The organism is Microbacterium sp. CCNWLW134 (assembly GCF_037083565.1).
In the GTDB taxonomy this organism is placed as follows: domain Bacteria; phylum Actinomycetota; class Actinomycetes; order Actinomycetales; family Microbacteriaceae; genus Microbacterium.
On record NZ_JBAOJU010000001.1, the window covers coordinates 1,439,446 to 1,463,068 of the forward strand.

At 69.5% G+C, this 23,623-nt stretch carries 18 protein-coding genes; 3 read left to right on the forward strand and 15 right to left on the reverse strand.

Features of this window, described 5'->3' with window-relative positions; genetic code table 11:
• Nucleotides 1–13 precede the first annotated feature (13 nt).
• From era to lepA, 11 genes are all read right to left on the reverse strand, one after another.
• A complete protein-coding gene (gene era, locus V6S02_RS06830; RefSeq protein WP_336400305.1) occupies nt 14–931 on the reverse strand; it encodes a GTPase Era in 918 nt (305 codons plus the stop codon).
• Entirely contained in the window at nt 928–2,238 is a 1,311-nt protein-coding gene (locus V6S02_RS06835) for a hemolysin family protein (protein WP_336400306.1), read from the reverse strand. The genes era and V6S02_RS06835 overlap by 4 nt, the downstream gene beginning before the upstream one ends.
• Entirely contained in the window at nt 2,235–2,705 is a 471-nt protein-coding gene (ybeY, locus tag V6S02_RS06840) for an rRNA maturation RNase YbeY (protein WP_336400307.1), read from the reverse strand. Before ybeY ends, V6S02_RS06835 begins: the two co-directional genes overlap by 4 nt.
• Nucleotides 2,702–3,730 carry a PhoH family protein gene (locus V6S02_RS06845; RefSeq protein WP_124294466.1) on the reverse strand — a complete coding sequence of 343 codons (1,029 nt, stop codon included), beginning with the start codon at nt 3,728–3,730 and terminating at the stop codon, nt 2,702–2,704. The genes ybeY and V6S02_RS06845 overlap by 4 nt, the downstream gene beginning before the upstream one ends.
• 43 nt (nt 3,731–3,773) lie before the next feature.
• Nucleotides 3,774–4,121 (reverse strand): HIT domain-containing protein, encoded by a 348-nt coding sequence (locus V6S02_RS06850; protein ID WP_124293314.1) that lies wholly within the window; start codon nt 4,119–4,121, stop codon nt 3,774–3,776.
• 23 nt (nt 4,122–4,144) lie between these two features.
• A complete protein-coding gene (locus V6S02_RS06855; protein WP_336400308.1) occupies nt 4,145–4,873 on the reverse strand; it encodes a 16S rRNA (uracil(1498)-N(3))-methyltransferase in 729 nt (242 codons plus the stop codon).
• 3 nt (nt 4,874–4,876) lie between these two features.
• On the reverse strand, nt 4,877–5,995 hold the full coding sequence (gene dnaJ / locus V6S02_RS06860; RefSeq protein WP_124293316.1) for a molecular chaperone DnaJ: 1,119 nt from the start codon (nt 5,993–5,995) through the stop codon (nt 4,877–4,879).
• A 49-nt stretch (nt 5,996–6,044) separates the two neighbouring features.
• Nucleotides 6,045–7,085, reverse strand: coding sequence for a heat-inducible transcriptional repressor HrcA (gene hrcA, locus V6S02_RS06865; protein ID WP_336400309.1), 1,041 nt, complete (start codon nt 7,083–7,085; stop codon nt 6,045–6,047).
• A gap of 102 nt (nt 7,086–7,187) precedes the next feature.
• Nucleotides 7,188–8,399 carry a radical SAM family heme chaperone HemW gene (hemW, locus tag V6S02_RS06870; RefSeq protein WP_336400310.1) on the reverse strand — a complete coding sequence of 404 codons (1,212 nt, stop codon included), beginning with the start codon at nt 8,397–8,399 and terminating at the stop codon, nt 7,188–7,190.
• Between the two features lie 2 nt (nt 8,400–8,401).
• Entirely contained in the window at nt 8,402–9,052 is a 651-nt protein-coding gene (locus tag V6S02_RS06875; RefSeq protein WP_336400311.1) for a DUF1990 family protein, read from the reverse strand.
• Between the two features lie 10 nt (nt 9,053–9,062).
• Complete coding sequence (gene lepA / locus V6S02_RS06880) at nt 9,063–10,910, reverse strand: translation elongation factor 4 (protein WP_124293320.1); 1,848 nt, start codon at nt 10,908–10,910, stop codon at nt 9,063–9,065.
• Nucleotides 10,911–11,133: 223 nt separating this feature from the next.
• Between lepA and V6S02_RS06885 the strand changes: the two genes are divergently transcribed.
• The 3 genes from V6S02_RS06885 to rpsT all read left to right on the forward strand — a co-directional run bounded on the left by V6S02_RS06885 (nt 11,134) and on the right by rpsT (nt 16,707).
• Nucleotides 11,134–15,501, forward strand: a complete 4,368-nt coding sequence (locus V6S02_RS06885; RefSeq protein WP_336400312.1) for an ExeM/NucH family extracellular endonuclease — start codon at nt 11,134–11,136, stop codon at nt 15,499–15,501.
• Between the two features lie 89 nt (nt 15,502–15,590).
• Entirely contained in the window at nt 15,591–16,331 is a 741-nt protein-coding gene (locus V6S02_RS06890; protein ID WP_336400313.1) for an alpha/beta fold hydrolase, read from the forward strand.
• 115 nt (nt 16,332–16,446) lie between these two features.
• The gene (gene rpsT, locus V6S02_RS06895; protein WP_124293322.1) at nt 16,447–16,707 is read left to right on the forward strand and encodes a 30S ribosomal protein S20; all 261 of its coding nucleotides are present in this window, start codon (nt 16,447–16,449) and stop codon (nt 16,705–16,707) included.
• 87 nt (nt 16,708–16,794) lie between these two features.
• Here rpsT and holA read toward each other — a convergent pair whose 3' ends face one another.
• The 4 genes from holA to leuS all read right to left on the reverse strand — a co-directional run bounded on the left by holA (nt 16,795) and on the right by leuS (nt 23,616).
• Nucleotides 16,795–17,850 carry a DNA polymerase III subunit delta gene (gene holA / locus V6S02_RS06900; protein ID WP_124293323.1) on the reverse strand — a complete coding sequence of 352 codons (1,056 nt, stop codon included), beginning with the start codon at nt 17,848–17,850 and terminating at the stop codon, nt 16,795–16,797.
• Nucleotides 17,851–17,860: 10 nt separating this feature from the next.
• A complete protein-coding gene (locus tag V6S02_RS06905; protein ID WP_336400314.1) occupies nt 17,861–20,233 on the reverse strand; it encodes a ComEC/Rec2 family competence protein in 2,373 nt (790 codons plus the stop codon).
• A 38-nt stretch (nt 20,234–20,271) separates the two neighbouring features.
• Nucleotides 20,272–20,922 carry a helix-hairpin-helix domain-containing protein gene (locus V6S02_RS06910; RefSeq protein ID WP_164478178.1) on the reverse strand — a complete coding sequence of 217 codons (651 nt, stop codon included), beginning with the start codon at nt 20,920–20,922 and terminating at the stop codon, nt 20,272–20,274.
• Between the two features lie 102 nt (nt 20,923–21,024).
• Nucleotides 21,025–23,616 carry a leucine--tRNA ligase gene (gene leuS, locus V6S02_RS06915; RefSeq protein ID WP_336400315.1) on the reverse strand — a complete coding sequence of 864 codons (2,592 nt, stop codon included), beginning with the start codon at nt 23,614–23,616 and terminating at the stop codon, nt 21,025–21,027.
• Between the last annotated feature and the right edge of the window lie 7 nt (nt 23,617–23,623).

Genomic DNA, 23,623 nt, shown 5'->3' on the forward strand with positions numbered 1-23,623 from the left:
CATGGTAGCAGGCTCAGAAACCCAGGCGACGCAGCTGCTTCGGGTCGCGCTGCCACTCCTTGGCGATGCGCACGTGCAGCGAGAGGTACACGCGCGTGCCCAGCAGCGGCTCGATCTGCGACCGGGCGCGGGATCCGACATCCCGCAGGCGCGAACCGCGGTGGCCGATGATGATCGCCTTCTGGCTGTCGCGCTCGACGACGATGTCGGCGAAGACATCGGTCAGGTCGCTGTCCTCGCGGGGTGCGATGTCCTGGACGACCACTGCGATCGAGTGCGGAAGCTCGTCCCGCACTCCTTCCAGGGCGGCTTCCCGGATGATCTCCGCGACGCGGTCGTCCACCGATTCGTCGGTGACGACATCGTCGGGGTAGAGCGCCGGTCCCTCCGGCATGAGGGCGAGCACCTCGTCGCTGAGGACGTCGAGCTGCGTCCGGGTCAGGGCGGACAGCGGGATGACGGCGGCCCAGTCCTCACGGAGGGCGTCGACCTCCATCAGCCTCTCGGTCACCTGTTCGCGCGCGGCCGCGTCGATCTTGGTGACGATGGCGATCTTCTTCGCCCGCGGATAGCCGCTCAGCGACGCGGCGATCCGTCGGTCGCCGGGGCCCACGGGGTCGGTGGCCGGGACGCAGAACCCGATCACGTCGACATCGCCCAGCACGTCGTCGACGAGGTCGTTGAGCCGCTGGCCGAGAAGGGTGCGGGGCTTGTGGATGCCGGGGGTGTCGACGATCACCAGTTGACCGCCCGGGCGGTTGACGATGGCACGGATCGCCCGGCGGGTGGTCTGGGGCTTCTCGCTCGTGATGGCGATCTTCTCGCCGACGAGGGCGTTCATGAGGGTGGACTTGCCCACGTTCGGTCGGCCGACGAAGGTCACGAATCCGGAGCGCGATCCGGTCGGCGTGTCGGCGGGATCGTCTGTCATCGTGCTCCTGCTTCCCGTTCACTGTGCTCGCGCTCCCGCGCGGCTGCGGCTTCTTCCGTCCGCTCGACGAAGACGGTCGCGAGACCGCGCCCGCGTCCGCGCGACGTGCCTCCTGTGATCAGGAGGCCGAGGTATTCGGCGGTTGCGCCGGGTTGCGGCACCTGGCCGAGGGCTTTGCCGAGAAGGCCTCCGATCGAGTCGACGTCCTCGTCTTCCAGCTCGATCCCGAACAGATCGCCCACCGCGTCCAAGCCGAGACGGGCGCTGACCCGGTAGCGGCCGGGGTCGACCTCGACGACCTCGTCGGCGCGCGGGTCGTACTCGTCGGAGATCTCTCCCACGAGCTCCTCGATGATGTCCTCCAGGGTGATCAGGCCCGAGACGCCCCCGTACTCATCGACGACGAGGCAGACGTGCACCGCATCCCGCTTCATCTGCTGCAGCAGAGTCTCGGCGCGCATGGATTCGGGGACGAACACGGCCTTGCGGGCGATGCGCGTGACCGGTGCGTCGCGCCAGCCGGACTCGTCGCGGAACCCGAACTGCACGAGGTCTTTGAGGTACAGCACCCCGACCACGTCGTCGGCGTCCTCATCGATGAGCGGAACGCGGGAGACGCCCTTGTCGAGGAAGACCTGCATCGCCTCGCGGGTGGAGGTGGTCGCCCCGACGGTGACCATGTCGGTGCGGGGCACCATCACCGCTCGCACGAAGGTGTCGGTGAAGTCGAAAACCGAGTGGATGAGGTCGCGGTCGTCCTGCTCGATCAGGTCGTGGGAGGCGGCTTCGTCGACGATGCTGAGCAGCTGCTCCTCGGAGGCGAACGATGCACCCCGAGGTGCACCGGGGGTCACCCGGTTGCCCAGGACGACGAGTCCGTGTGCGAGGGGTCCGAGAACCAGGCGGGCGCCGCGGATGACCGGGGCGGCGCCGCGGAGAAGACCGCGGGCGTGACGCCGGCCGACGCCGCGGGGGCTGGCGCCCACAAGGACGAAGGAGATCCCCGTCATCAGCACGATGGCGGCGACGATCGCCCACGGGATGCTGTCGAAGAGGATGACGAAGGACACCGTCACCAGCACCGCGGCCCCCGTCTCGGCGAGAACGCGGATGAAGACCACGGCCGTGGCGTGCGCGTCGGGATCGGCGGCGATCCGCCGCAGAGACGTGGCATTCCGCGGCGACTGCTCGGCGAGCTCGCTGAGGTCTCCTCGCGAGGTGACGCCGAGGGCGGCGTCGATAGATGCCATGAGGGCGCCGAAGGCGATGAGGACCAGCGCGAGGAGAAGGAGGAGAACGGGGGTCATGACCGCGCGCGACGGCGCTCGCTCATCTGGAAGGAGACGATCAGATCGCGCTGGATCCCGAACATCTCTTTCTCCTCCTCGGGCTCGGCATGATCGAAGCCGAGCAGATGCAGCAGGCCATGGGTGGTGAGCATGACCAGTTCGTCCATGGTCGAGTGCCGAGCGGCCGTCGCCTGGGTCTCGGCCACCTGGGGGCAGAGGACGATGTCGCCGAGGAGCCCCGCCGGCGTGGGCGACTCCTCGGTGCCGGGCCGCAGCTCGTCCATCGGGAAGCTCAGCACGTCGGTCGGCCCCGGCTCATCCATCCACTGCAGGTGAAGCGACTCCATCGCGCCCTCATCGACCAGGAGGATCGCCACGTCGGCTTCCGAGCTGACGTGCAGTTCGCCGAAGTTGTGCTCCATGAGCCGCAGGAGCACGGTCTCATCGACCGGCATCCCGGATTCGTTGGTGATCTCGATCGTCACTGGCGTCCCCGTTTCGGAAGGCGGTCGCGAGGGCCCGGGGCCCGGGTCGCGGCGCGACGCTCCGCGCGACCAGCCAGCTCGGTCGCCTCGTCGCGTTCGCGACGCGCAGCCAGGCGCCGCTCGTCGAATTCGCTGTACGCGTCCACGATCCGGCCCACCAGGGTGTGGCGTACGACGTCATCGCTCGTGAGGAAGGAGAAGTGGATGTCGTCGATGCGATCGAGCACGCGGGTGACCAGGCGCAGCCCCGAGGCGCCCTGCGGGAGGTCGATCTGGGTGATGTCACCGGTCACGACCATCTTGGTCCCGAACCCGAGCCTGGTCAGGAACATCTTCATCTGCTCGGGCGTGGTGTTCTGGGCCTCGTCGAGGACGACGAACGAGTCGTTGAGGGTGCGCCCGCGCATGTACGCCAGCGGAGCGACCTCGATCGTGCCGCTGGCGATGAGCTTGGGCACGATCTCGGGATCCATCATCTCGTTGAGAGCGTCGTAGAGCGGACGCAGGTACGGGTCGATCTTGTCGGTGAGCGTTCCCGGGAGGAAGCCCAGACGCTCCCCCGCCTCCACCGCCGGACGGGTGAGGATGATCCGGTTGACCTCTTTGCGCTGCAGCGCCTGGACGGCCTTCGCCATCGCCAGATAGGTCTTGCCGGTACCGGCCGGTCCGATGCCGAAGACGATCGTGTGATCGTCGATCGCGTCGACGTACGCCTTCTGTCCGAGGGTCTTGGGGCGGATGACGCGGCCCCGCGTCGACAGCAGTGGCTCGCCGAGAACCTCGGACGGGCGGGGTCCGCCGTCGCTGCGGAGGATCCGGTCGGCGGAGGTGACATCGGCGGGGCCGAGGCTCTGTCCCGCCTTGGTCATCGCCAGCAACTCGTGGACCAGCACGCGGGCGGCGGCCACGGCGTCGGCATCGCCGGTGAGGGTGATCTCGTTGCCGCGCACGTGCACGTCGACATCGGGATGCTCCTTCTCGACCACGCGCAGCAGACGGTCCTGCGGACCGAGCAGCTGGACCATGGCGACGCCGTCCGCGAGGACGCGCTCGACGGCGGGTGGGGTGTCAGGCACGAAGCTCCTTCTCTTGCAGGCCCCCGGCGAGGACGTGCGCGTGCACGTGGAAGACCGTCTGTCCGGCGTTGGCGCCGGTGTTGAACACGAGGCGGTAATCGCCGTCGGCGTGCTGCGCCGCGAGCGATCCGGCCAGCGCGACCATTTCGCTCAGGAGTGCCGGGTCGCCTGCGGCGAGCTCCCCCACGTCGCGGTAGCGCTCGGTCTTGGGAATGACGAGCAGGTGCACGGGGGCCTGGGGGGCGATGTCGCGGATGGCAAAGACGTTCTCCGTCTCGGTGAGGATCTCTCCCGGGATGTCGCCGGTGAGGATACGGCTGAAGACCGACGGTTCGCTCATGGAGGAAGTCTACCGAGGGGCCGTCACCAGCGACCGAGGGCACCGCTGACGACGGCGATCGCTGCGGGACCCGCCGTCGAGGTGCGCAGGACGGATTCGCCGAGGCGACGGAGGGTCGCTCCGGCGTCTTCCAGCAGGGCGAGTTCCTGCGGGGTGATGCCTCCCTCGGGACCGACCACGAGCAGCAGGTCGCGGCTCGGCGAGGCAAGCCCGCTCAGCCGCTCGGACGCCGTCGGCTCGAGGACGACGACGAGGTCGCTGTCCGCACGCGCCGCGATCGCGGCCGTCGTGACCGGCTCGGACACGAGGGGAACCCAGGGCCGGTGGGCCTGCTTCGCCGCCTCCCGGGCGATCGTCTGCCACCGCTCCCGTCCCTTGGCCGCCTTGGCCGCGTCCCAGCGGGAGATGCTCCGCGCGGCTTGCCAGGGGATGATCTCGTCCACGCCGAGCTCGGTCGCTGCCTGAACGGCCAGTTCGTCGCGGTCGCCCTTGGCCAGGGCTTGGACCAGGACCACGCGAGGGGCAGGGGCGGCGATCTGCGATCTCGCCGACACCCGCACTGCCACCGACGACGGGGACACCGACTCGCAGGCGCCCTCGAGCCACACCCCGGCGCCGTCGCCGACGGTCACACTCTCACCGACGCGCACCCGCCGCACCGTGGCGGCGTGCTTCGCCTCGGCACCGGTCAGGGTCACGACGCCGCCGACGGGCGTCGTGGTCGCCTCGGAGGCCAGGAAGTGCAGGGGCACCGCTCAGCCGTTCCGGAAACGATCCCGGAGCTTGGCGAACAGGCCCTGGTGGAATTCGGAGAGGCGCGGCGGGGCGGGTTTGGTGCGCTTGGCGAGCTCTTCGATGAGGGCGCGCTCCCGGTGGTCGAGCCGTGTGGGGGTCACCACCTGCACGCCGACGCGAAGATCGCCGCGCTGCGAGCCGCGCAGCGGTGTGATGCCGCGCCCCTTGATGGTCAGCACGTCGCCGGACTGCACGCCGGCCCTCAGTTCGAGGTCGACCGGTCCGTCGAGCGAGTCGATCGTCGTGTGGGTGCCGAGGATCGCGTCGGGCATCGACACCTCGAGCGTCGCCAGCAGGTCATCGCCGTCGCGCGAGAACACCGGGTCGGGTGCGATGTTCACCTCGAGGTAGAGATCGCCGTTGGGTCCGCCGGCGGGGCCCACCTCGCCCGACCCGGGCAGTTGGAGACGCAGACCGCTCTCGACGCCCGCCGGTACGTCGATCGAGACCGTGCGGCGTGAGCGAACCCGCCCCTGCCCCTGGCAGGTGGCGCAGGGATACGGGATCGTCGTGCCGTACCCCTGGCACACCGAGCACGGCTGTGAGGTGACGACATTGCCGAGGAGGCTTCGGACCTGCCGCTGAACGTGGCCCGTGCCGTGGCAGATGTCGCACGTGACGGGTGAGGTGCCGGGTTGGCAGCACGATCCGGTGCACGTCTCGCACACCACGGCGGTGTCGACCTCGATGTCGCGGTGCACGCCGAACACGACGTCCTTGAGCTCGAGGTTGATCCGAACCAGCGCGTCTTGACCGCGTTCGCGCCGTGAGCGCGGCCGGGCACCGCGCGCCCCGCCGCCTCCTCCCCCGCCGAAGAAGGTCTCGAAGATGTCGCTGAACCCGCCGAACCCGCCGGCGGCTCCGCCGAAGGCGGTGTCGCCGCCGACGTCGTAGCGGGCGCGCTGGTCGGGGTCGCTCAGCACGTCGTAGGCGTGCGTGACGAGCTTGAACCGCTCCGCCGCGTCCTCACCGGGATTGACGTCGGGGTGCAGCTCTCGCGCCAGCCGTCGGTAGGCGCGCTTGATGTCGTCGGGGCTGGCGTCACGCGCCACACCGAGTACTTCGTAGTGGTCAGCCACTTTCACCTTCCTGCCGCGCCGGGCGCGGGGAGTCTGCGGAATGCTGTCGTCAGCGGGCGTTTTCGTCTTCGTCCAGGAGACGAGTGAGGTACCTCGCCACGGCCCGGACGGCCGCGAGGTTGGTCGGGTAGTCCATGCGGGTCGGTCCGAGCACGCCGACGCGAGCACGAGAGCCCGTCGCGTCGTAGTCGCTCGCGACGACGGACGCTTCGCTCAGGCCGAAGGGCTCGTTCTCGCGGCCGATGCTCGCCGCGAGGCCCTGATCGTCGGCGACCATCTCTCCCATGAGCCTCAGCAGTGTCACCTGCTCTTCGATGGCCTCCAGCAGCGGATAGATGCTGCCGCGGAAATCCGCTTCGCTGCGGGCGAGGTTGGCGCTGCCGGCGAGCACGAGTCGGTCCTGGCGGAAGCCGTCCAGTTCCTCCCCGATGACCCGGAGGATCGCCTGGAGCGCGGGGCCGTCGGGATCCCCGGGGGTCTCGCCCGCCTCGACGGCGGTCGCGACCCCGGCGACGCCCTCCCGCACCGGCACTCCGACGACGAGGTCGGAGACCCGGCCGCGGATCCGCTGCATCCGGTCCTCATCGATCTCCATTCCCGGGAACGCGAGTCGCTGCGAGACCCGGCCGGTGTCGGTGACGACGATGACCAGCACCTTCAGTGGGTCGAGGCGTACGAGCTCCACGTGGGAGACCGTCGCCCGCGCGAAAGACGGATACTGCACGATCGCGACGTGCCCGGTGAGGACCGTCAGAGCGCGCACCGTGCGGGCGAGCACTTCGTCGAGATCCGAGGGACCTTCCAAGAACGACGAGATGGCCGTCCGCTGGGCGGGGCTCAGAGGCCGGACCTGGGCGAGGTGATCGACGAAGACGCGGTAGCCCTTGTCGGTCGGGACCCGCCCCGACGACGTGTGCGGGGCGACGATGAGGTCTTCGTCTTCGAGCAGAGCCATGTCGTTGCGGATGGTGGCGGCGGACACGCCGAAGGCGTGACGCTCGACGATGGCCTTGCTGCCGACGGGTTCGCGCGTGTCGACGTAGTCCTGCACGATGGCGCGCAGCACCTGCAATCCGCGTTCGCTGACCATGACACCCCCTTCGTCGGCCTGCCGACACCCCTGGCACTCGTGGGATCCGAGTGCCAATTCTATCGGAACACCCTCGACGTCGGACGGCCGGATCACGGCATGTCAGGCCGTGAGCGTGCGAACGACGTGGTCGGCCAGGAGTCGGCCGCGCCGGGTCAGCCGCACCCGGTCGATGGTCTGAGGTTCGACCAGGCCGTCCGCCACGAGCCCCGGGAGGGCGGCATCTGCGCCCGGTGGGAGGGACGAGGTGGCCAGACCCTCGCGGGTGCGGACGCCGAGGAGAACCGCCTCGAGGAGCCGGGATGACGGTGACAGGACCTCGCGCCCCGCTGCGGGAGACAGGCCCTCGGCGAGCCGTTGGGCGTAGGCGGCCGGATGACGCACGTTCCAGAAGCGGGTTCCGGCGACATGGCCGTGCGCGCCGGGGCCGAACCCCCACCAGTCGCTGCCCCGCCAGTACGCGGCATTGTGGCGACAGCGATCGGCGGGGGTCCGAGCCCAGTTGGACACCTCGTACCACGACAGCCCCGCCCCGGTGAGCAGATCGTCTGCGAGCTCGTACATCTCCGCCTGCAGATCGTCGTCGGGGAGGGCGAGTTCCCCGCGTCGGATGCGGCGGGCCAGCGCCGTCCCCTCCTCGACGATGAGGGCGTAGGCGGAGAGGTGGTCGGGGTCGAGCGCGATCGCCGTCTCGAGCGAGACGCGCCAGTCGGCCAGTGATTCTCCCGGTGCGCCGTAGATCAGATCGATGCTGACACCGAGCCCGGCTTCGCGGGCGGCAGCCACGGCGGTGGCCACCGCGTCGGTGCGGTGCGAGCGATCCAGCGTCGCCAGCACAGGAGGAACAGAGGACTGCATGCCGATCGACAGCCTGGTCACCCCGGCCTCCGCGAGGCGGCGTGCGACCGCCTCGTCGACGGTGTCGGGGTTGGCCTCCACCGTCACTTCGGGCTCGATGGCCCCCGGAAACGCCGCACGCACGCCCTCGAGCATGCGCACGAGGTCGTCGGCGGGAAGAAGGGTGGGCGTGCCCCCGCCGAAGAACACCGTCTCGACCGGTCGCAGCCGCCCGGTCTCGGACAGCACGCGGCGGGCCAGCTCCACTTCGCGCAACAGAGTGTCGGCGTAGTCGTCCTGCTTGGCGCCGCGTAGCTCGGTGGCGGTGTAGGTGTTGAAATCGCAGTACCCGCAGCGCACCCGGCAGAAGGGGACGTGGAGATAGGCGCCGAAGGGCACCGCCGGGTCGATGACCGTGCCGGCCGGCAGCGAGCCGTCGGCCGGGGCGGGTTCACCGAGGGGAAGCGCGGCTCCCACGCTCAGGCGGGGGTGGCGTACAGCGGAGAGATGGCACGCAGGTAGCGGGTGAACAGTTCGCGGCGGCGGCGCCGCGTGAGGGCGGGGAAGAGCCGATAGAGCAGCGCCTGCGGTGCGTCGAAGGCGCGAACCGTGAACCAGACTTCGTCGTTGTCGTGCCAGTCGAGCATGAACGATTCCTCGCCGCTGACGACCGACCCCTGCACCGTGCCGAGGGCGAAGCCGATGCGGCGGGGTTCCTCGACCGCGAAGATCACCCGCAGTTCGCCGTCGGCGCGCATTCCCGCGACCCGACCCCCCAGGTGCACGGTCGCGCCGGCGGTGACGAAGGGGGTGCCGTCGGAGTCGTAGCGCTGCTCGACTTCGAGCTTGCTCGGAGCGATGGGAGCGCCGTTCTCATCGAAGCTCACGCCGGCGTACATCGGGCCGGCGGCGGGGCGGACGTCGGTCAGCTCCAACCCGGCTCCGCGCTGCGCACTCCACGAGAGCAGCGACTCGCCGGCGGCGCGGAAGCGCTCCTCGCCGCTGCCGATCCGCCACGATTCCTCCGCCGGGATGCTCCGCTCCGGCGGGAAGTGCATGAGATCGGCGGCCTGGGTGGCCCCGACGGCGGCATAGTCGACCGTGTCATCCCTGAAGGTTCCGCGGCGCATGGCTGACAGCCTACTTCTGCTTCCCCTCGACATCCCCCGAGAGCGCGGCGATGAAGGCCTCCTGCGGCACCTCGACGCGGCCCACCATCTTCATGCGCTTCTTGCCCTCCTTCTGCTTCTCGAGCAGTTTGCGCTTGCGGGTGATGTCACCGCCGTAGCACTTGGCCAGCACGTCCTTACGGATGGCGCGGATGTTTTCGCGCGCGATGATCCGGGCGCCGATCGCGGCCTGGATCGGCACCTCGAACTGCTGACGCGGGATGAGCTTGCGCAGTCGTTCGGTCATCATGGTGCCGTAGGCGTACGCCTTCTCCCGGTGCACGATCGAGCTGAAGGCATCCACCTTCTCGCCCTGGAGCAGGATGTCGACCTTCACGAGGTCTGCGGTCTGCGACCCGGCGGGCTCGTAGTCCAGGCTCGCGTAGCCCTGCGTGCGGCTCTTGAGGTGGTCGAAGAAGTCGAAGACGATCTCACCGAGGGGCATGTTGTAGCGAAGCTCCACCCGGTCTTCGCTGAGGTAGTCCATACCCAGCAGTGCTCCGCGGCGGGACTGGCAGAGTTCCATCACGGTTCCCACGTAGTCCTTCGGCAGCAGGATGCCGACCTTCACGATGGGCTCGGACACCTCCGCGACCCGGCCGTCGGGGTACTCGCTGGGGTTCGTCACCGAGATGGTCTCGCCGGTGTCGGTGTGCACCTCGTACGTGACGGAGGGGGCGGTGGTGATGAGGTCGAGCCCGAACTCGCGCGAGAGCCGCTCGGTGATGATTTCCAGGTGCAGCAGGCCCAGGAATCCGCAGCGGAAACCGAAGCCGAGCGCTACGGAGGTCTCGGGCTCGTACTGCAGCGAGGCGTCGGAGAGCTTCAGTTTGTCCAGGGCCTCGCGAAGCTCGGCGTAGTCGCTGCCGTCGATCGGGTAGATGCCGGAGAACACCATCGGCTTCGGGTCGGTGTAGCCGGGGAGGGCCTCGGTGGCAGGCTTGCGCTGATCGGTGATCGTGTCGCCGACCTTGGACTGCCGGACGTCCTTGACGCCGGTGATGAGATACCCCACCTCCCCGACACCGAGGCCGCGGGTCGGAATCGGCTCGGGGCTGGACACCCCGATCTCGAGCAGCTCGTGCGTGGCCCGGGTCGACATCATCTGGATGCGCTCGCGGGGCTGGAGCTTGCCGTCGATCATCCGGACGTAGGTGACCACGCCGCGGTAGGCGTCGTAGACGGAGTCGAAGATCATCGCGCGGGCCGGAGCGTCGGCGTTCCCCTGCGGTGCGGGGATCTGCTCGACGATGCGGTCGAGGAGCTCCTCGACGCCCGCGCCGGTCTTGCCGCTGACCCGCAGCACGTCATCGGGGTCGCCGCCGATGAGTCCCGCGAGCTCCGCGGCGTACTTCTCGGGGTCGGCGGCGGGAAGGTCGATCTTGTTGAGCACGGGGATGATGTGGAGGTCGTTCTCCAGTGCCAGGTAGAGGTTGGCGAGGGTCTGGGCCTCGATCCCCTGTGCGGCATCGACGAGCAGGATCGCGCCCTCGCACGCGGCCAGTGACCTGCTCACCTCGTAGGTGAAGTCGACGTGACCGGGGGTGTCGATCATGTTGAGGGCGTAGGTGCCGGCATCGGTGGCCCAAGGCATCCGCACCGCCTGGCTCTTGATCGTGATGCCGCGCTCGCGCTCGATGTCCATCCGATCCAGGTACTGCGCGCGCATGTCGCGATCGGAGACGACGCCGGTGATCTGCAGCATGCGGTCGGCCAGGGTGGATTTGCCGTGGTCGATGTGGGCGATGATGCAGAAGTTCCGGATGAGCTCGGGCGGAGTCGCACTGGGCTCGAGGGGCTGGAGGGCGCGCGGGGACATATTCCCTCGATTCTACGGGCGACCAGCCGGCCGCCTGCGCCGCCGGAGAAGAGGAGCGGATGCCGGTGGCAGCCGCCCTCGCACGAAGTGTCACGTGGAGTTTCCACAGGCGTCATCCACGCGATCGGGAATTCGGTAAGGATCGAACGGCGTGCCCCCGGACGATGGTCTCGTCGTGCTCGGGACGCTGTTCGTCTGTGCATACGAAACCAGGAGAGTGTCTGTGACCGTGACATCCGGTGCCCTATCCCCCACGCCACGCCGACCGAGACGAAGGGCCCGGACGCTCGGCGTCGGTCTCCTCTCGGGAGCCCTCGCCCTGAGTGGTGCGGGTCTCGCCCTGCCCGCGCAGGCCGCGGTGAGCGTGGACGCCACCGTCCTCATCAACGAGGTCTACGGCGGCGGCGGCAACAGCGGCGCGGCGTTCAACCGCGACTTCGTCGAGCTGGTCAACACCGGCGACACCGCCGTCGACCTCGGGTCGTGGAGCGTGCAGTACGCGTCCGCCGGGGGCGACAGCTGGCAGGTCACTCCGCTGACGGGGACGACGATCCAGCCGGGTGGGAAGGTGCTCGTCGGTCAGGCGACCGGAAGAGACACTGCCCTCCCCGGGTTCGACGCCGATGTCGAGGGGACCATCGCGATGTCGGGCGAGCGTGGCAAGGTCGCGCTCGTCGACTCCGCCGAGGCGCTGTCGGGCGGCACGAACATGGCGGCCGTGGATCAGGTCGTCGACTATGTCGGCTGGGGCGGCGCGACCGACTCCGCCGGGGGGCCGGCGCCTGCCACGACGAATGCCACGAGCATCTCGCGCGATGCCGAGAGCTCGCACACCGCGGTCAACGCTGCCGACTTCACCGCGGGCACCCCGACGCCCGAGGGCGCCGGGGGCGATGTCGACCCTGAGCCCACTCCCGACCCGGAGCCCACTCCCGACCCGGAGCCGGAACCGACCGGCCCCGAGGCGGTCACGATCGCCGAGATCCAGGGCACCGGCGCCTCGACGCCGTTGAACGGCCAGACCGTGGTCACCGAGGGCGTCGTCACGGCGCACTACCCCACCGGAGGCCTCGCAGGCTTCGTCATCCAGACGCCCGGCACCGGCGCCGCAGAGGGCACCGCGTCCGACGCGGTCTTCGTCTACGCGCCCAGCACGGTCGGTCAGGTCGCCGAGGGTCAGACGGTGCGCGTGACGGGGCTCGCCACCGAGTTCAACGGCCTCACCCAGGTCGATATCCGCACCGGCAGTGTCGAGGTCATCGCCGACGACGCACCGGTCACGCCGCTCGTCACCGGATGGCCGGCCGACGACACGGGTCGCGAAGCGCTCGAGTCGATGCTGATCCAGCCCGAGGGCGCGTTCACCGTCACCGACACCTACGGCACGAACCAGTACGGCGAGGTTCCCCTCGCCTTCGGCGACGGCCCGCTCGTGCAGCCCACCGAGGTGGCGCTCCCCGGTTCGCCCGAGGCCGCCGCAGTGACCGCCGAGAATGCCGCACGTCGCGTCGTCCTCGACGACGGCGCAAGCACGAACTTCCTCTCCGCCGCCAACGCCGCACTCACTCCGCCCTACGTCTCGCTCACCGAGCCGGTCGTGGTGGGGGCCTCGGTCACCTTCACCGAGCCGGTGATCGTCGACTATCGCAACAACGCGTTCAAGCTCAACCCGACCTCACCCCTCACCGGTGACGGATCGGGCGCGGGTGACGGCGTGGAGTTCGAAGACGTCCGCACCGTCGCCCCCGACGAGGTCGGCGGCGACGTCAGCGTCGCATCCTTCAACGTGCTGAACTACTTCACCACCCTCGGCACCGACAGCTCCTCGTGCACGGCGTTCCAGAGCCCCGATGGCTCGGAGCTGAACAACGTGCGCGACGGATGCGACCAGCGCGGAGCCTGGGATGACGCCGATCTCGCGCGTCAGCAGACCAAGATCGTCTCGGCGATCAACGCGCTCGACGCCTCGGTCGTCGGCCTCATGGAGATCGAGAACTCCGCCGCCCTCGGCGAGGCGACCGATGAGGCGCTGTCGAGCCTCGTCGACGCGTTGAATGCCGACGCCGGCACCGACCGCTGGGACTTCGTCGCGTCTTCGGACGAGCTCCCCGACGCCTCGGGACTGGACGTGATCACCAACGCGATCATCTATCAGCCCGCCGAGGTGGTCACCGTCGGTGACGCCCGTGCGCTCGGCGACGAGTCGGGAGCGGACGGCGCCTTCCAGAACGCGCGCGAGCCCATCGGCCAGGTGTTCGCGCCGGTCGACGACGGCGAGGAGTTCCTCTTCGTCGTGAACCACTTCAAGTCGAAGGGATCGGTCGGTCCGTGGCCGGGTGACGCGGACGCCGGCGACGGCCAGGGAACCTCGAACGAGTCGCGCGTGCGACAGGCGACGGCGCTGGCCGAGTGGGTCGACGAGATCCAGGGCGACACCGAGTCCGTCATCCTCGCGGGTGACTTCAACTCCTACGGGCAGGAAGACCCGATGCGGGTCCTCTACGAGGCGGGCTATTCGGACGCGGAGCAGGGCGACGAGTACAGCTACGTGTTCCAGGGGCTCTCGGGGTCGCTGGACCACATCCTCGTCAACGACGCCGCTGCCGCCCGCCAGACCGGCGCCGACGTCTGGAACATCAACGCCGGCGAGGCACTCGCCCTGGAGTACTCGCGCTTCGGGTACCACGGCACCGAGTTCCACGCCGACGACCCGTACCGCTCGAGCGACCATGACCCGATCAAGGTCGGGCTGAGCGCCGGGGCCACCGCGCCCGTCGAGGTCGACATCCTCACGATCAACGACTTCCACGGTCGCCTGGAGGCCAACCCCTCCGGTGCCGAGGCGGGCGCTGCCGTGATCGCGGGTGCGGTCGAGGCGAAGAAGGCCGACAACCCGAACACCCTGTTCGTCTCGGCCGGGGACAACATCGGAGCGTCGACCTTCACGTCGTTCATCCAGCAGGACAACCCGACCATCGACACGCTGGTGGCTTCGGGTCTGGACCTCTCGGTCGTCGGCAACCACGAGTTCGACCGCGGTTTCGATGACCTGCTGAACCGTGTGCTCCCGCGCTACGGCGGCAACACCGACCCCGAGAACGTGACCGAGGCTGAGCGCCTGGCCGGCCAGGACTTCGGTCTGGGTGCCAACGTCTACGCCGCCGGCACCACCGACCCGGTGCTCCCGGAGTACGCGCTGCGCGAGATCGACGGGGTGAGCGTGGCCTTCATCGGCACCGTGACTCCCGACACGGCGACGATGGTCGACCCCTCCGGCATCTCCGACATCGAGTTCGGTGACCAGCTGGAGGCCGCCAACCGCGTGGCTGACGAACTGGCCGACACCGTCGACCCCGACGTCATCGTGCTGCTGACCCACTCAGGCGCGGCGACCGGCGACTGCGCGCAGCTCGCTGCCGACGCCGACGGGTTCGGCGACCTGGCAACCGGCGCCTCGCCCCTCATCGATGCCATCGTCTCGGCCCACACGCACCAGACGTACGCGTGCGAGGTTCCCGTGGACGGGACCGACCGGACTCGTCCGGTCATCCAGGCCTCGGAGTACGGCAAGGCGATGGGTCAGCTCTCGCTGAGCTACGACGTCGAGGCCGATGAGCTGATCTCGATCGAGGGGACGACCTTCCCGCTGAAGGACGCCTTCCCCGCCGACGCGGAGATCGCCGCTCAGGTCGCCGGCTACGTCGAGACCGCCGACGAGCTCGGGTCCGCCCCGATCGGATCGATCACCGGTGACATCCTCCGTGGCGGCACGCCTCCGGGCGCCGATCGCGGCGTGGAGTCGTCGATGGGCAACTGGGTCGCCGACGTCTACCTCTGGGCCACCAGCGAGAACCCTGCCTTCGGCGGCACGCCGGCCCAGATCGCGCTGATGAACCCGGGTGGTCTGCGCGCCGATCTGCTGGTCGGCGAGGACGGAGTCGTCACATACAAGGAGGCGGCCGACGTCCAGCCGTTCGCGAACACACTGGTCACGGTGACCCTCACCGGTGCGCAGCTGGAGGAGATCCTGACGCAGCAGTGGAAGGCGACGGGCGATCGTCCGAAGCTGCACCTGGGTGTGTCGGAGGGCTTCAGCTACGAGTACGTCGAGGGCGAGCCGGCGGCAGGTCAGACGGTCGCCCGATCGGGGACCATCGTCTCGATGAGCTACCAGGGCGAGCCGATCGAGCCGACCGATACCTTCACGGTCGTCACGAACTCCTTCCTCGCCAACGGCGGCGACGGGTTCCCGACGTTCACCGAGGGGACCGACCGGACCGACACCGGCCAGATCGACCTGGATGCCACCCTGGCCTACTTCCAGGCGTTCGAGACGGTCGATCCCGCACCGCTCGGCCGCGCGATCCTGGCGACCGATCTGCCGACCGAGCCGGGCGAGCCCGGTACTCCGAGCGAGCCCGGTCAGCCGGGCACGCCGGGTCAGCCGGGCGCGGGAAACCAGGCGGGCGACCCGCTCGCCGTGACCGGTGCGCAGCTGCCGCTCGGCGTCGCACTCGGTGGCGCACTGCTCCTGGTCGCCGGCGGGGTGTTCTTCGCCCTGCGCCGACGGACTCTGCCCGCCGAGCAGTGATCTGACGACGCACCCTCAGAGACGACGGCCCTCGCCTTCCCGGCGGGGGCCGTCGTGGTCGACGGCGCGCCGACCCTATCGTGGATGGCATGGGGGTCCAGGTCGTGCTCGTCCACGGCATCCGAACGTCGGCCACCATGTGGCGGGCGCAGGTCGAATACCTCCGGTCTCGGGATGTCGCCGTGACGGCGGTCGACCTCCCCGGGCACGGCACCCGCCGCGGCGAGATGTTCACGCTCGACGGCGCGTTCGAGACCATCGACCGCGCCGTCCGCGAGGCGGCCGCCCGCGGGCCCGTGCTTCTCGTCGCCCACTCGATGGGCGGCCTCGTCAGCATCGACTACGTCGGGCAGGAAGACCCTCCGCCGGTCGCAGGTTTCGTCGCCGCATCCTGCACCGCGATTCCGCGGGGCGTGGGACTGGCCACGTACCGCTTCCTCGCCCGACGTTTCGACGCCCTTCCAGATCGCGGCATGTGGCTGACCAACTTCGTCTTGGACCGAACCCTCCCCCACGAGACGCGGCCGGATTTCGGCGCGGGCGGATACGCCTTCGACGCCCAGGACGTGGCGCTGCGAAGCCTGTCGGTCCTCGATCTCCTCACGGCCCTCGGCCGCATCGCGGTGCCGCTGTGGTTCGTCAACGGTCAGTACGACCAGCTGCGTGTGAACGAGCGGCTCTTCATGCGCATCGCGCCGAACGCCGAGCTCATCGTCGTACCGCGGACCAGTCACCTCGTCACCGCGATGCGTCCGCGCGTGTTCAACGCCCTGCTGGGGGTTGCCGTCGCCACGCTCGAGCGGGACGGTGGAAAGGGACCCCCCACCTGACCTGGTAGACTCCTTGTTTGGCTTGCGTGTGGGTTCGCCCTCACGACCGCCTCGCGACGGCCCTCTCCTGTCGCCGGGCTTCTCATCCAACCTCCGAACGAAAGAACGTCGACACGTGGCGAACATCAAGTCGCAGATCAAGCGCAACAAGACCAACGAGAAGGCGCGCGAGCGCAACAAGGCCGTGAAGAGCGAGCTGCGGACCGAGATCCGCCGCACGCGTGAGGCCGTTGCCGCCGGCGACAAGGCCACCGCCGAGAAGGCGCTGGCCAAGGCGACCAAGAAGCTCGACAAGGCCGTCAGCAAGGGTGTCATCCACCAGAACCAGGCCGCGAACCGCAAGTCGGCGATCGCGAAGCAGGTCGCATCGCTCTGACCTCGTAGACATCGAACGGCCCGTCTCCTCGGAGGCGGGCCGTTCGTCTGTGCGATGACGAACGGGCCGTGGTCGTCTTCGTGGGTATCAGCGGGGTGCGCCGGCGAACGGCTCGCGGGTGGCGATCACGGTGACCAGGCGCTCCAGGGCGAAGACGGGGTCACGCGATGCACCCTTCACCTCCGCGTCCGCTCGGGCGGCCGCCTGGATCGCCATCCCAAGTGTCGACTCCGACCACCCCGACAGGTCGCGTCGTGCGCGGTCGACCTGCCAATCCTTGAGACCGAGTCGCGCCGCGAGCGCCGACGATGGCTCGCGGTGTCCTGCGACCCGCGCCATCGTGCGCAGCTTCGACGCGATCGCCGCGACGAGGGGCACCGGATCGGCCCCCGAGGCGAGGGCATGGCGGAGGGCGATGAGCGCCTCGCCGTAGCGGCCGGCGATGGCGGTGTCGGCGACGGTGAACGCCGACGTTTCGACGCGACCGCCGTAGTAACGCACGACGGTCTGCTCGTTGATGTCGTCGGCGACATCGGAGATGAGCTGCTGACATGCGGCCGCCAACTCCGTGAGGTCGTCGGCGAATGCCGACACCAGGGCGCGGAGCGCACCGGGTGCGATCCGTTTGCGCGCCTGGGTGAACTCGGCCGCGGCGAAGTCGAAACGGTCCGACTCCCGTTTGAGCGCCGGGCAGGCGATCTCGACGCCACCGCCCTGTCCCGCCCGGACGGCATCCAGCAGCTTCTTGCCCCGTACACTGGCGCCGGTGTGGCGCAGGAGCACGGTCGCCCCGTCCTGCGGGTGGGAGAGATAGCCCAGGGCCTCGGTGAGGAAGGCGTCGGAACACTTCTCCACACCGAAGACGCGCACCAGACGAGGCTCACCGAACAGGGACGGGGAGGTCAGAGCCAGGAGCGACCCGGCCGCGTAGTCGTCTGCCCGGATGTCGGACACTTCCAGACTCGCGTCCTCTGCGCGCAGGTAGTCGCGGAGGCCCGCGATGGCCCGTTCGGCGCAGACCTCTTCCGGGCCCGAGACGAGGACGATCGGAGCGGGTTGCGGATCGCGCCAGGACAGCTGCGGGATGGCGCTGCGCGGCGCCGATGAGCGGGCAGCCGAGCGAGACGAGGAGCGGGCCGGCATGCGATCCAGCCTAGCGAGGACCGCCGACAGTGCCCTCCGACGCCGCGCGTCCGGCGTCGCGGAAGATCCGCAGCCGATCGTCGTCGAGCCAGAGGGCGACCAGGCCGTCCTCGTCCGTTCGCGCGACCGCCGTCCCCGTTGCCGCCAGCGCATGGAGGATGTCCTCCCGAGGGTGCCCGTGGCGGTTCTCCCGTCCCACCGTGATCAGCGCCGCCGCAGCATCGACGTCGTCGTAGAGAGGAACGTGCTGATCGGCGCTGCCGTGATGGGCGACCTTCACCAGATCATAGGAATCGGCCAGCACGCCGTCGGCGACCAACGCCCGTTGCGGCGCCGCCGAGAGGTCGCCCAGAAGCAGAAGGCTCGGAATCCCGGCGCCCCGGACGTCGATCACCACGCTGGCGTCGTTGCCGGGAGGAAAGGCGGGCGAGTCCTCGCGCGGCCAGAGAGTTCGCCAGCTCGCCGCGCCGAGGCGACCCGACACGCCCTGATGGACCTCTCGGACCTCGGCGCCGCCGGCGACGAGGGCTGAACGCACCCGAGCAGCCGACACCCCGTCGAGAGGACCGTGGATGACGGTGCCGACACGTCCGACGACGGCCTCCACGCCCCCGGTGTGGTCGATGTCGAAGTGCGTGAGCACGAGCAGATCGATGCGGTCGACGCCGACCCGATCGAGACACGCCCCCAGCGCCACGGGGTCGGGCCCGGTGTCGACGAGGGCGACCTCCCCGTCCGAGCGGACGAGGACGGCGTCGCCCTGCCCGATGTCGCAGGCGATGACGCTCCAGGCTCCGGGCAGGGTGAGGGGCCCCGCGAGGGTGCGGAGCGCGGTGGTTCCCGAGACGATACCGAGGACGAGGGCGAGCGCAAGGCCCGAGATGAGGCGAAGGGCCCCGACAGCTCTCCGCCGACGGGGGCCGATCGCCACGAGGATCCACATCGCACCGCCGGCGGCAGCCAACGTCAGCAGACCGCCTACGCCGCCGATCCACGGGGACTGCGACCCGGGGAGCGCAGACGCCGTCTCGGCGACGGCGGCGATCCACGCGGCGGGGACCCAGGCGAGGGCCGTCAAGCCCGACTGCACGAGCGGGATCATCGGGGAAAGACACGCCAGGAGCCCGACGATCGTCGCCACGGGTGCCGCCGGAGCGGCAAGGACGTTCGCGATGACACCGTAGAGGGGAACGGTGGGCTGGATGAGGACGAGGAGCGGGCCGCAGGCGATCTGCGCGGCGATCGGCACCGACAGGATGAGAGCGAGCGACGCCGGCAGGACGCGTGCGAGCCCGGCCGCCAACGGCGGAGCGAGGACGAGGAGCGAGCCGGTGGCCACAACCGAGAGGGCGAATCCGAGGGAGGTGGAGAGCCAGGGGTCCAGCGCGAGGAGTGCCACGACCGCCAGGCTCAGCACGGCCAGGCCGATCCCGGAGCGACCGAGGAGCACGGCCAGCATGGCCACCGCCGCCATGACCCCGGCCCGAACCACGCTCGGTTCCGGAGTGACGAGGACGACGAAGCCACTGAGGGCGATGAGCGACACGATCGTCCGCGCGCCGCGTCGCAGACCCAGGGCGGCGGCCAGGACGTATGCCACGCCGACGACGAGAGCGCAGTTGGCTCCCGACACAGCCGTGAGGTGCGACAACGATGATGCGGTCATCGCCGTCTCGAGATCTGCCGTGACCAGCCTCGTATCGCCGACGGCGAGGCCGGGGATCAGCGTTCGTCCGGGATCGGGAAGTCCGTCGACGGCTGTGACGAGTCCGCTCCGCAGCTCCGACGCCACGGCGAGGAGACCCGTCGGGGGACGCAGGACCGCCGGCTCATCACGCGCCCGGAGGACGAGCGTGGCCCGGTCGCCGGGATAGGGCCTTACGACGACGGCGGCGAGCCGGACTCGGGCGCCGACGTCGAGCTGTGGCAGGACGTCACGATGGGCATCGGCGATGATGACGCCCACCACGACCGTCCCCAGGCCGGCCAGGGCGGGGTCTCCTGTGGTCAGGGAGAGGGCGACGGCGTCGAAGTCCCACTCCGCGGCGCCGCGTCGTTCGACCTTGCCGGTGACGAGGATCTCTGCTTCCACGCCCCGCCCCGCCGGAAACCGCTCCTGCGCTTCCCGCACCGTCGGGGCGGCCAGTGCGACGCTGGTCGAGGCGACTCCTGCTGCCGCCAATCCGAGCACCACGGCGACCAGCCACAGGCCTTTCGGCCCTCGGACGGCACGGCGACCTTTCGAGGTCGTCCTCGCCGCGAGGGCCGCCGCGAGGGCGAGCACTGCCGTCGTCCACATCGCTGCGGCGATCACGGCGGCCGCCTGCGGATGAACAGTCGCCACCGCTGCGGCGATCCACACGATGACGGCGGCCACCGGCATCCGCCACCGTCTCATCGCCTTCCGCGTCGGCGAGGTGCTCACAAGACGACCAGATCGCGAAGCGACTCGACCATCTTCTCCCCGAACCCCGAGACGGCGAGCAGGTCGTCGACGCTGGTGAACGGTCCGTTCGCTTCGCGCCACGCGATGATGCGCTCGGCCAGGGCGGGTCCGATCCGGGGAAGGGTGTCCAGCGCCGCCTCATCGGCGGTGTTGAGATTCACCTTGCCGTCGCCGGTGGCAGAAGCATCGCCGGGGACCGTACCCGGCGGCTGTTCGAGTGTGTGGTCGCCGATCTCGGCGACGACCAACTGCTCGCCGTCAGCGAGAAGCCGTGCGAGATTCACGGATCGGGGCTCGGCGGTCTCGGTGAACCCACCCGCGGCGGCCACAGCATCGAGGACCCGCGCCTGCGGGGGCAGGACGTAGACACCGGGCTTCCCGACGGCTCCGGCGACGTGCACGACGAGCTCCGTGGACGACGACGAGGGCGCCGTCTGCGTCGCCTCCTCCCCCGTCGCCTCTCCGCTCGTCTCAGATGCCAGGGGGATCTCGTCTACGGGGGCGAGGGCGCTGCGGAAGACGCCGATGCCGACGGTGATCGCCACGGCGACCAGGACGACCACGACCGCCGCGCCGAGGCCGAGTCTGCGGGCGGTGTCGCGACCCTCCTCGCCGTCTCCCGTCACGGTCACACGCTAAGCGGGCGTGGTCGGCGAGAACGGCGGCGGCCACGATCCGTGGAGGGATCGTGGCCGCGTGCCGGTGTGCAGGAGAGGTGGCTGGGCACCTCAGTGCGTGCTGAAGCTGACGACCTTCGGAGGACGCACGACAGCGCGGGTGATCTCCCGGCCGGCCAGCGCGCGCTGGACCTTCTCGTTCGCGCGCGCCTGGGCCTCCAGGGCGGCGGAATCGATTCGCGCCGAGACCTCCAGCGTCGCCCGAACCTTCCCATCGATCTGCACGACAGCCGTCACCGTCTCGTCGACGAGAAGCGTCGGGTCGGGATGCCGCCACGGCACGAGCCCCACGAACGGGGCGTACCCGAGCATCTCCCACATCTCCTCGGCGGTGTGGGGAGCGAACAGATCGAGGATCATGGCCGTCGCCTCCGCCGCCTCGCGGACGGCGGGGTCGGCCGGTCCGGCTCCGGAGTCGATCACCTTGCGCGTGGCGTTGACGAGTTCCATCAGACGCGCCACGGCCACGTTGAACTTGGTGTGCTCGATCAGGCCCGGAGCGTCGGCGAGGAGGCGGTGCGTGACGCGACGCAGCGCAACGTCGCCCTCCGCCCAGACCACGTCGGGCTCACTGGTGACGTCCTTCGCCACACGCCAGGCGCGGGCGAGGAACTTCTGGGCACCCGTCGTGGAGACGTCCTCCCAATTGATGTCATCCTCGGCCGGGCCGCTGAAGGCGATGGCGACCCGCACGACGTCGGCGCCGGGATCGCGCATGCTCGCGGCGAACTCCACGAGGTTGCCCTTGCTCTTGGACATCTTCGACCCGCCGAGCAGCACCATGCCCTGGTTCACGAGGCTCGTGAAGGGCTCGGTGAACTCGACCAGACCCATGTCGAACAGCACCTTGGTGATGAACCGTGCGTACAGGAGATGGAGGATCGCGTGCTCCACACCGCCGATGTAGGCGTCCACGGGTGCCCAACGATCGGCCTGCTGCGGTGCGAAGGCCTGCGTGGCGTCGTTCGGCGACAGGAACCGTAGGAAGTACCACGAGCTGTCCACGAAGGTGTCCATCGTGTCGGGGTCGCGGCGCGCAGGACGGCCGGTTTCGGGATCGGTGGTGTGGATCCACTGCTCGGCACCGCCCAGCGGAGACGTGCCACGCGGCGCAAGGTCGAGCCCCTGCGCGTCGGGAAGTCGCAGCGGCAGCTCCGATTCGGGCACCGGCACGATGCGTCCGTCGTCGGTGTGGATCATGGGGATGGGCGTCCCCCAGAAACGCTGGCGCGAGATCAGCCAGTCCCGCAGCCGGTAGGACTTCGCCGCTCGTCCCGTTCCTGCGGCCTCGAGTTCCTCGATGATGCGTGCGATGGCGGTGCGCTTCGACAGACCATCCAGGCTCCCGGAATGGATCATCCGCCCCTCACCGGTGAGCGCGATACCCGTCTGTGCGGGGTCGATGTCGGCCAGGCTCGGCCCCGTGTCCTCCGGCATGATCGGCTCGCCGTCGTCATCGAGCTCGATGACGGGGATCGCCCCCGTAATGGGGGCGGTGGTGTCGACGACGACCTTGATCGGCAGGTCGAAGGCACGGGCGAAGTCGAGGTCGCGCTGGTCATGGGCGGGAACGGCCATCACCGCACCGTGTCCGTAGTCGGCCAGCACGTAATCGGCTGCCCAGATCGGCAGTCGCTCGCCGTTGATGGGGTTGACCGCATACCGCTCCAGGAAGACACCCGTCTTCGGACGCTCGGTGTTCTGACGATCGATCTCGCTCTCGCGAGCGACGGTGTCGACATAGTCCTGGAAGCGCATGCGCACCTCCGCGGATGCGCCCGCGGCGAGCTCGGCGGCGAGGTCGCTGTCGGGTGCCACGACCATGAAGGTCGCCCCGTGCAGCGTGTCAGGACGCGTCGAGAAGACGGTGACCTTCTCGGTGCGACCCTCGATCTCGAAGTCGATGTCGGCGCCGACGGACCGGCCGATCCAGTTCCGCTGCATGCGGATGACTTTCTGCGGCCAGAACCCCTCGAGCTGATTCAGATCATCGAGGAGTCGATCGGCGTAGGCGGTGATCTTGAAGTACCACTGCGTCAGCTTCTTCTTGATGACCTCTGCGCCGCAGCGCTCGCAGTGTCCGTCGACGACCTGCTCGTTGGCGAGGACGGTCTGATCGTTGGGGCACCAGTTGACCGGGCTCTCCTTGCGGTAGGCCAGGTCGCGCTCGTACAGCCGCTGGAACAGCCACTGGTTCCAGTGGTAGTACTCGGGATCGCTGGTGTGCAGGATGCGACTCCAGTCGTAGGACGAGCCGTACTCGCGGAAGCTCTTCTTGTGCTGCGCGATGTTGGCGTAGGTCCACTCCCGGGGGTCGGCGCCCCGCTGGATGGCGGCGTTCTCAGCCGGAAGGCCGAAGGAGTCCCATCCGATCGGGTTCAGCACGTTGTATCCGCGGTGCCTCCAGAAGCGCGCGACGATGTCGACGTAGGCGTAGCTCTCGGCGTGTCCCATGTGCAGGTCGCCCGAGGGGTAGGGGAACATGCCGAGTACGTACTTGCGGGGCCGGGTGTCGCCCTCGTCGCCGGCGCGGAACGGATCTGCCGACTCCCATCGCTGCTGCCACTTCTGCTGGATGGCGTAGGGGTCGTATCCGCTGCCGTCGGTGGGCGCGGTGGTGTCGCTGGGGGAAGTCTGACTCACGGAGAGA

Excerpts from the sequence above, each read along its gene's own strand:
- holA (WP_124293323.1), bottom strand. The coding sequence starts at position 17,850 with ATGCCGGCCCGCTCCTCGTCTCGCTCGGCTGCCCGCTCATCGGCGCCG.
- V6S02_RS06890 (WP_336400313.1), top strand. The coding sequence starts at position 15,591 with ATGGGGGTCCAGGTCGTGCTCGTCCACGGCATCCGAACGTCGGCCACC.
- V6S02_RS06875 (WP_336400311.1), bottom strand. The coding sequence starts at position 9,052 with ATGCGCCGCGGAACCTTCAGGGATGACACGGTCGACTATGCCGCCGTC.
- V6S02_RS06835 (WP_336400306.1), bottom strand. The coding sequence starts at position 2,238 with ATGACCCCCGTTCTCCTCCTTCTCCTCGCGCTGGTCCTCATCGCCTTC.
- era (WP_336400305.1), bottom strand. The coding sequence starts at position 931 with ATGACAGACGATCCCGCCGACACGCCGACCGGATCGCGCTCCGGATTC.
- lepA (WP_124293320.1), bottom strand. The coding sequence starts at position 10,910 with ATGTCCCCGCGCGCCCTCCAGCCCCTCGAGCCCAGTGCGACTCCGCCC.
- V6S02_RS06845 (WP_124294466.1), bottom strand. The coding sequence starts at position 3,730 with ATGGTCCAGCTGCTCGGTCCGCAGGACCGTCTGCTGCGCGTGGTCGAG.
- V6S02_RS06905 (WP_336400314.1), bottom strand. The coding sequence starts at position 20,233 with ATGCCGGTGGCCGCCGTCATCGTGTGGATCGCCGCAGCGGTGGCGACT.
- hrcA (WP_336400309.1), bottom strand. The coding sequence starts at position 7,085 with ATGGTCAGCGAACGCGGATTGCAGGTGCTGCGCGCCATCGTGCAGGAC.
- V6S02_RS06850 (WP_124293314.1), bottom strand. The coding sequence starts at position 4,121 with ATGAGCGAACCGTCGGTCTTCAGCCGTATCCTCACCGGCGACATCCCG.